The sequence below is a fragment of the Streptomyces sp. NPDC001599 genome (assembly GCF_042893535.1).
GTDB lineage: Bacteria > Actinomycetota > Actinomycetes > Streptomycetales > Streptomycetaceae > Streptomyces.
The window spans coordinates 744,288-751,768 of the sequence record NZ_JBIAVA010000002.1; the positions used below are offsets into that span (position 1 = coordinate 744,288).

6 protein-coding genes are annotated in these 7,481 nt (G+C 70.7%); 2 read left to right on the top strand and 4 right to left on the bottom strand.

Annotated elements, in window-relative coordinates:
* Positions 1-227 precede the first annotated feature (227 nt).
* From ACFYZ3_RS08105 to ACFYZ3_RS08120, 4 genes are all read right to left on the bottom strand, one after another.
* Positions 228-938, bottom strand: coding sequence for a DUF402 domain-containing protein (locus ACFYZ3_RS08105; protein WP_388514692.1), 711 nt, complete (start codon positions 936-938; stop codon positions 228-230).
* Between the two features lie 88 nt (positions 939-1,026).
* Positions 1,027-2,412 carry a class II fumarate hydratase gene (locus ACFYZ3_RS08110; RefSeq protein WP_388514694.1) on the bottom strand — a complete coding sequence of 462 codons (1,386 nt, stop codon included), beginning with the start codon at positions 2,410-2,412 and terminating at the stop codon, positions 1,027-1,029.
* Positions 2,413-2,501: 89 nt separating this feature from the next.
* Complete coding sequence (locus ACFYZ3_RS08115) at positions 2,502-3,971, bottom strand: M28 family peptidase (protein ID WP_388514696.1); 1,470 nt, start codon at positions 3,969-3,971, stop codon at positions 2,502-2,504.
* A gap of 194 nt (positions 3,972-4,165) precedes the next feature.
* Positions 4,166-5,833 carry a fumarate hydratase gene (locus tag ACFYZ3_RS08120; protein WP_388514698.1) on the bottom strand — a complete coding sequence of 556 codons (1,668 nt, stop codon included), beginning with the start codon at positions 5,831-5,833 and terminating at the stop codon, positions 4,166-4,168.
* Positions 5,834-6,040: 207 nt separating this feature from the next.
* Between ACFYZ3_RS08120 and ACFYZ3_RS08125 the strand changes: the two genes are divergently transcribed.
* Complete coding sequence (locus tag ACFYZ3_RS08125) at positions 6,041-6,721, top strand: DUF1707 domain-containing protein (protein ID WP_388514699.1); 681 nt, start codon at positions 6,041-6,043, stop codon at positions 6,719-6,721.
* Between the two features lie 105 nt (positions 6,722-6,826).
* On the top strand, positions 6,827-7,204 hold the full coding sequence (locus ACFYZ3_RS08130) for a WhiB family transcriptional regulator (RefSeq protein WP_310871466.1): 378 nt from the start codon (positions 6,827-6,829) through the stop codon (positions 7,202-7,204).
* Positions 7,205-7,481: the final 277 nt, after the last annotated feature.

Sequence of the window (7,481 nt, forward strand, 5' to 3'; positions counted from 1 at the left end):
GCATTCCGTGCCCAAGGAACGGGGTTCCCGCGTGGTCAGAGGCTGTTCCTGTGTCACCGGCGGGCCGTCTGCGGCCCGCCCGCGTGTTGCCCTCGTACCCCTCGCTCACGTCCTGCCGCCCCTCGGTGACGATCGGTCAAGCACAGCGCACGCTCCGCCGGTTGCCGTTGCCGCGCTCATTGCGGAGGACGATCCTACGTTTCTTGCCGGGGGGCACATCAAGGGTCTCATGAGGAGACGTGCGCGGGCGTGCGATCCCAGTCCCCCGGCAGCGACGGTACCGGCCACGCCGGATCGGGCCGCCAGTGCTCCCAGCCGTCGGTGAACGGGGACCCCCAGGCGCGGATCTCCGCCACCGCCGAACGCCCCGCCCGGCGTACCCGCTCGGCCGACGCGGGGTCCATCAGGCCGTCCCGCAGGGCCTGCGCGAACTCGTCCTCGTCCCGCCAGTGCCAGGTGCGGTCCGGGTGGACGGAGATGTCCAGGAAATGGTCCTCCGAGTCGACCCCGCCCTCCCAACGGGTCAGTGGCTGCTCCAGGTTCACGTACCAGTTCTTGAACTGCCACCCCGGATCCCAGAAAAGCCACACCGACCAGGCCTCGCCGGGCCGCGCCAGCTTCAGCACCCCCGTGCCGAACCACCGGTCGCGCTGCACGGCGCGCGGCTTGGTGTAGCGCGTGGCCAGCGGTTCCAGGTGCACGGGGGTGCCGTCGGCCAGGACCGGCTTCACGCACTCGGTGCCGGGCGCCAGCCACACGGCGAGCAGGTCGGCGTCGTCCCGCACGACGGTGACGGGGCGTGCGATGTGGACGTGCGGGCCGCCGTTCTCCCGGTACCGCCACAGGATGTGGCTGCCGGGCGTCCAGCGTTCCACCGGGCCCGGCGGGCCCTCCGCTCCCGTCCCCGCCGCCGCGCTCACCGCTTCTCCGTCTGTCATGGAGAGATATTAGGTGCCATGGCCAATCGGCGCGCCGAAGATCGCGAGAGCGTGCGCCGGCGTACGCCCCCGTGATCGCCCGCACCCGTCACGGGCGGGTCATCCGCAGCACGTCCAGGGCCTCGTCCAGCTGCTCCCTCGTGAGGTCACCGCGTTCGACGTACCCGCTCTCCAGGACGACCTGACGGATCGTCTTCCGCTCGGCCAGCGCCTTCTTGGCGACCTTGGCGGCCTCCTCGTACCCGATGTACTTGTTGAGCGGCGTGACCACGGAGGGCGAGGACTCGGCGTACTCGCGGGCCCGCTCGGGGTGCGCCACGACCCCGTCCACGGTGCGGTCGGCGAGCAGCCGGGAGACGTTGGCGAGCAGCCGTACGGACTCCAGCACGTTCTTGGCGATGACCGGCAGCATGACGTTCAGCTCGAAGTTGCCGGCCGCGCCCGCCGCGGCGACCGTGGCGTCGTTGCCCGTGACCTGGGCGGCGACCATGAGGACCGCCTCGGGGATCACCGGGTTGACCTTGCCGGGCATGATGGACGACCCGGGCTGGAGGTCGGGCAGCGAGATCTCCGCGAGCCCGGTGCGCGGCCCGGACGCCATCCAGCGCAGGTCGTTGGCGATCTTCGTCAGTCCGACGCCGATGGTCCGCAGCTGCCCGCTGGTCTCGACGATGCCGTCCCGGGCGCCCTGCGCCTCGAAGTGGTCGCGCGCCTCGGTCAGCGGCAGCCCCGTCGCGCGGGCCACCTCCTCGATGACGGCGGCGGAGAAGCCGGGCGGGGTGTTGATGCCGGTGCCGACCGCGGTGCCGCCCAGGGGCAGCTCGGCGAGCCGGGGGAGCGAGGCCCGGAGCCGCTCGATGCCGTACCGCACCTGGGCCGCGTAGCCGCCGAACTCCTGCCCCAGGGTGACGGGCGTGGCGTCCATGAGGTGCGTACGCCCGGACTTCACCACGTCGGCGAACTCCGCCGCCTTGCGCTCCAGGGCTTCGGCGAGGTGGTCGAGGGCCGGGATCAGGTCGCGGGTGACGGCGGCGGTGGCGGCGATGTGGATCGAGGAGGGGAAGACGTCGTTGGACGACTGGGAGGCGTTGACGTGGTCGTTGGGATGCACGTCGCGGCCGAGGCGCTCACTCGCCAGGGTGGCGACGACCTCGTTGGTGTTCATGTTGGACGAGGTACCGGACCCGGTCTGGAACACGTCGACCGGGAAGTGCTCGTCCCACTTCCCCTCGGCCACCTCACCGGCCGCCTCCTGGATCGCACCGGCGACGTCCTCGTCGAGCACCCCCAGCTCGGCGTTGACCTTCGCCGCCGCGCCCTTGATCCGCGCGAGTGCCTCGATGTGCGCGCGCTCGATGCGCTGCCCGGAGACGGGGAAGTTCTCGACGGCGCGCTGTGTCTGGGCGCGCCACTTGGCGTCCGCGGGGACGCGGACCTCGCCCATGGAGTCGTGCTCGATGCGGTATTCGCTCATACCGGGTACAGCGTGCCGGGCGACGCGGATGTTCCGGGACCGGGCCGAACGGGTGCCGGGTCACGCCGTGGCCCGGCACCCGTTGGGGGTCAGCCTTCCTGCAGGCTCACGTCGTCCAGGACGAAGCCGGTCTGGAGGCTGCCGTCCTCGCTGCCGGTGAAGCTCAGGGCCACCTGCCGGCCGGCGTGGGCGCCGAGGTCGACCGTGCGCTGCACATAGCCGTCGCGGGCGTCCGCGTTGGACAGGGTGGCGAGCGTGGTGCCGTCGGCCTTCACCGTGAAGGTGTCGTACGCCGTCGTCCCCGACTCGTCGGTGTCGATGTGGAGCCAGTACGTCAGCCGGGTGCATCCGGCCGGCACGGTCACCGTCTGGCCGACCGACTCGGTGTGCGTGGAACCGTAACCGGCGAGCCACGCGAAGCGGCTCCCGGTGTGCGCCGACTGGCCCGAGTGGGCGCCGATGGTGCCGGTGTCCCCGGTCCACGGCGAGCTGCCGCTCTCGAAGCCGCCGTTGGCGACGGGGTCGGTGTCGCAGCCGCCGCCGTCGCCGCCGGTGTCCACGGCGCGCTGCCAGATGGTGTACGCGATGCCGTCCGACGCCCGGTCCAGGCCGGTGGTGTTGATGTTGTTCAGGTTGTCGCACGACCGGTGGTAGCACGGGTCGTACGAGGCTCCGGCGGTGCCGCCCCACTTGGCGGCCTGCGCGGAGGTCTTGCGGGCACCGGCACCCATCGCGTAGCCGGAGGTCGGGATGCCGTACTGCTCGAAGGAGTAGTCGTCGCTGCGCCCGGCGCCCTCGGTGTTCTCCTCGGGCTGCAGGCCCAGCGAGTCCCAGTACGCCTTCATCGGCGCGGCGGCGGCAGAGGTGACGTGGTTGACGAAGTAGCCGCCGTTGGTGGAGGCGACCATGTCGAAGTTGTAGTACGCCCTGATCGCGGACCGCTGCGCCGAGGAGAGCGAGCGGACGTAGAAGTCGGAGCCGTTGAGGCCCTGTTCCTCGTCGGTCCACCAGGCGAAGCGGACCCGGCTCTTCATCGTCGGGTTCTGCTGCGCCAGGGTCAGGGCGTTCTCCAGGAGAGCCGCCGAGCCCGAGCCGTTGTCGTTCATTCCGGGGCCCGCCGAGACGCTGTCGAGGTGGGCGCCGAACATGTACACGTTGCCCGCGTCGCCGTGCGGCCACTCGGCGATCAGATTGGGGCCGGCGCCGCTGCTGCAACCGGAGGTGCACGGCTGCTCGGTGACGGTGTAACCGGCGGCCTGCAGCTTGCCCTTCACGTAGGCGACGGAGTCGCGGTACCCCTGGCCGGTCGAGCGGCGGGTGCCGCCGTTGCGTCCGGCTATGGAGTTCAGCTCGGTCAGGTGCGCCTTCACCTTCGTCACGTCGACGTCGGGCGACTGGGCGGTGGGCGACGGGGCGGTGGGCGCGGAGTCGGCGGCGACGGCGGGGAGTGTGCCGAGGCCGAGCACGACGGCGAGGGACAGGCTCGCCACGGCGGATCTTCGTTTCACCTTGGTCCTCCAGAAGTGGCTGAGGGGTGGCCACGCAGGGCATGTACGCATCGCATGGCGTGTACATGTCGGAGCGGCGAAAGACTCACAGTGGGAGCCGGGGCAGTCAATGGAACGGACGCCCGGGACGGCAGGTTGTCCGAAAGAAGAACCTTGTGTTCGTTATTCGGACACAAGGCGAAAGACGAAAGGCCGGCCCGGACGGAGCCGGACCGGCCTGCTGCTGAGCGGAGGAGCGAGGCGGGTTACGCCAGCCCCGGCCCCCGTACCGGAATCGTCGTGAACGTCGGCGCGGGCGCCGGGTCCTGGAAGAAGTCGTTGCCCTTGTCGTCCACCACGATGAACGCCGGGAAGTCCTCGACCTCGATCTTCCAGACCGCCTCCATGCCGAGCTCCTCGTACTCGACGACCTCGACCTTCTTGATGCAGTCCTGCGCGAGCCGGGCCGCGGGGCCGCCGATCGAGCCGAGGTAGAAGCCGCCGTGCGCGTCGCACGCGTCGGTGACCTGCTTGCTCCGGTTGCCCTTGGCCAGCATCACCCTGGAGCCGCCCGCCGCCTGGAACTGCTCCACGTAGGAGTCCATGCGCCCGGCGGTCGTCGGCCCGAAGGACCCGGACGCGTACCCCTCCGGCGTCTTCGCGGGACCGGCGTAGTACACCGGGTGGTCCTTCAGATACTGCGGCATCTCCTCGCCCGCGTCCAGCCGCTCCTTGATCTTGGCGTGCGCGATGTCGCGGGCCACGACCAGCGGACCGGTCAGGGACAGCCGGGTCTTGACCGGGTGCCTGGTCAGCTCGGCGAGGATGTCGTCCATGGGCTGGTTGAGGTCGACCTTGACGACGTCGCCGTCCGCGTCGAGGTGCTCGTCCGTCGTCTCCGGCAGGAAGCGGGCCGGGTCGGTCTCCAGCTGCTCCAGGAAGACGCCCTCGGCGGTGATCTTCGCGACGGCCTGCCGGTCGGCCGAGCAGGACACGGCGATGGCGACCGGGCAGGACGCCCCGTGCCGGGGCAGCCGCACCACGCGCACGTCGTGGCAGAAGTACTTGCCGCCGAACTGGGCGCCGATGCCGATCTTCTGCGTCAGCTCGAAGACCTTCTCCTCCAGCTCCTTGTCCCGGAAGCCGTGCCCGAGCGCCGAGCCCTCGGCCGGGATCTCGTCCAGGTAGTGCGCGGAGGCGTACTTCGCGGTCTTCAGCGCGTACTCGGCCGAGGTGCCTCCGACGACGATCGCCAGGTGGTACGGCGGGCACGCGGCCGTACCGAGCGAGCGGATCTTCTCCTCCAGGAACTTCATCATGGAGGACTCGTTCAGGACGGCCTTCGTCTCCTGGTAGAGGAACGACTTGTTGGCCGAGCCGCCGCCCTTCGCCATGAACAGGAACTTGTAGGCGCCGCCGTCGGTCGCGTACAGCTCGATCTGGGCGGGGAGGTTCGAGCCGGTGTTCTTCTCCTCCCACATGGTGAGCGGAGCCATCTGCGAGTAGCGCAGGTTCAGGTTCTTGTACGCGTCGTAGATGCCCCGGCTCAGGGCCTCCTCGTCGCCGCCCGCGGTGAGCACGTTCTGGCCGCGCTTGCCCATGACGATGGCCGTGCCGGTGTCCTGGCACATGGGCAGCACGCCCGCCGCCGCGATGTTCGCGTTCTTCAGCAGGTCCAGGGCGACGAACTTGTCGTTGCCGGACGCCTCCGGGTCGTCGATGATGCGGCGCAGCTGCGCCAGGTGTGCCGGGCGCAGGTAGTGCTGGATGTCGTGGATGGCCTCCTCGGCCAGCTTGCGCAGGGCCTCCGGCTCCACCTTGAGGAAGGTCCGCCCGTCGGCCTCGAAGGTGGAGACACCCTCGGCGGTCACCAGCCGGTACGGAGTGGTGTCCTCGCCCTGGGGGAGCAGATCGGTGTACGCGAACTCAGGCATCTCGCCCATTCCTCACTCGACATCACGCGCGGCTGGATTCCTCAGCAACGACGGCTGGCCTCCGTTGGCAGCGCCAACCAGCGTAAAACCTGCCGACGGCGCCGAGCTTGTGAGGTAAGGCTCAGTGGATCCGGCCCCGGTCCCGGTCCGCGACAAGGTTGTCCACAGGGCTAGTCGCGATCTATCGCGTTTCGGTACGCTACTGCCGTGGACCTTCAGAAGCACGCCCCAGCCGCCCCGCGCACCTCCGAGCTGCGCGCCTCGGACGCCGACCGCGACCGTGTCGCCGACATGCTGCGCGAGGCCCTCGCCGAGGGACGGCTCACCGCCGACGAGCACGCCGAGCGCGTCGAGGGCGTGCTGGCCGCCAAGACCGTGGGCGAGCTGGACGTCTTCGTGCGAGACCTGCCCGCCGCCCACCACGGCCGGGACACCACCGCCCCGGCTCCCCACCACCCCACCGCCGGCGCCATCCCGGCCGAACCCGACGAGAACGTGGTGGCGGTCTTCAGCAGCGCCGTCCGCAAGGGCCGCTGGCGGGCGAACCGCCGCATCCACGCCTACGCGGTCTTCGGCAGCGTCGAGATCGACCTCAGTGAGGCGGTCTTCGAGTACCAGCAGGTCGTCATCAAGGCGTTCTCCGTCTTCGGCAGCGTCGAGGTGCGCGTCCCGGAGAACGTGTCGGTGCGCGGCGCGGGCGGCAGCGTGCTCGGCAGCTTCGAGGTCCACACCCTCGACTCCAGCGAGGCCGAAGCCCCCGTCATCTACATAGACGGCTGGGCCGTACTGGGCAGCGTGGAGGCCCGTCCCAAGCGCGGCAAGGTCGTCGCCGACATCCTCGACCGGGTGCACCGACGGGTCGAGAAGGGTTTGCGCAAGCACGTGTAGCGCGGCACCGGCAGCGGTTGCGAACCCAGTGCATAGGCGCGCGTACAACGGGTAAGCCTTGACGCATCGTCTCTCGCTAGCGAAGCCGTCGTCAGGAGTAGACCCGTGCTGCAACCGCCGCATTCGTCCCTGCAGGTAGCTGCCGTTCCGGCCCAGCGGGTGCCCGTGCGGGACAGGGACCAAGACGCTCCCTGGCACACCGAGGCGGTGTGCCGGCGCGACGAGGCCGGACTGTTCTTCGCCCCCTCCAAGGAACCGACCGCCGCCCGGCTCTCCCGCGAAGAGGCCGCCAAGCGCGTCTGCGCGCGCTGTCCGGTCATGGTCGAGTGCCGCGAGCACGCCCTCCTGCAACCCGAGCCCTACGGCGTCTGGGGCGGCCTCACCGCCGCCGAACGCCGCGTGGTCCTGGCCCGACGCCGCCGTCGCGAAGTGGAACTCAAGAACGCCGCCCGCACGACGGGCCGCATAGCGGCGGCAGGCTAGAACCCCAGCCACACGAAAGGGCACCCTCTCCGCACAGAGGGTGCCCTTTCTGCGGCTTCGCCGCGTGGGCGCGAGCGGCGGCGACTTCCTGGCGCCGGGGCTCGCGGTCAACCCGGGGGCGCGGGGCTGTGTCCGATCTGCGGCTTCGCCGCGTGGGCGCGAGCGGCGGCGACTTCCTGACGCCGGGGCTCGCGGCCAACCCGGGGGCGCGGGGCTGTGTCCGATCTGCGGCTTCGCCGCGTGGGCGCGAGCGGCGGCGACTTCCTGACGCCGGGGC

Excerpts from the sequence above, each read along its gene's own strand:
- ACFYZ3_RS08115 (WP_388514696.1), bottom strand. The coding sequence starts at position 3,971 with ATGCGTACATGCCCTGCGTGGCCACCCCTCAGCCACTTCTGGAGGACC.
- ACFYZ3_RS08110 (WP_388514694.1), bottom strand. The coding sequence starts at position 2,412 with ATGAGCGAATACCGCATCGAGCACGACTCCATGGGCGAGGTCCGCGTC.
- ACFYZ3_RS08105 (WP_388514692.1), bottom strand. The coding sequence starts at position 938 with ATGACAGACGGAGAAGCGGTGAGCGCGGCGGCGGGGACGGGAGCGGAG.
- ACFYZ3_RS08120 (WP_388514698.1), bottom strand. The coding sequence starts at position 5,833 with ATGCCTGAGTTCGCGTACACCGATCTGCTCCCCCAGGGCGAGGACACC.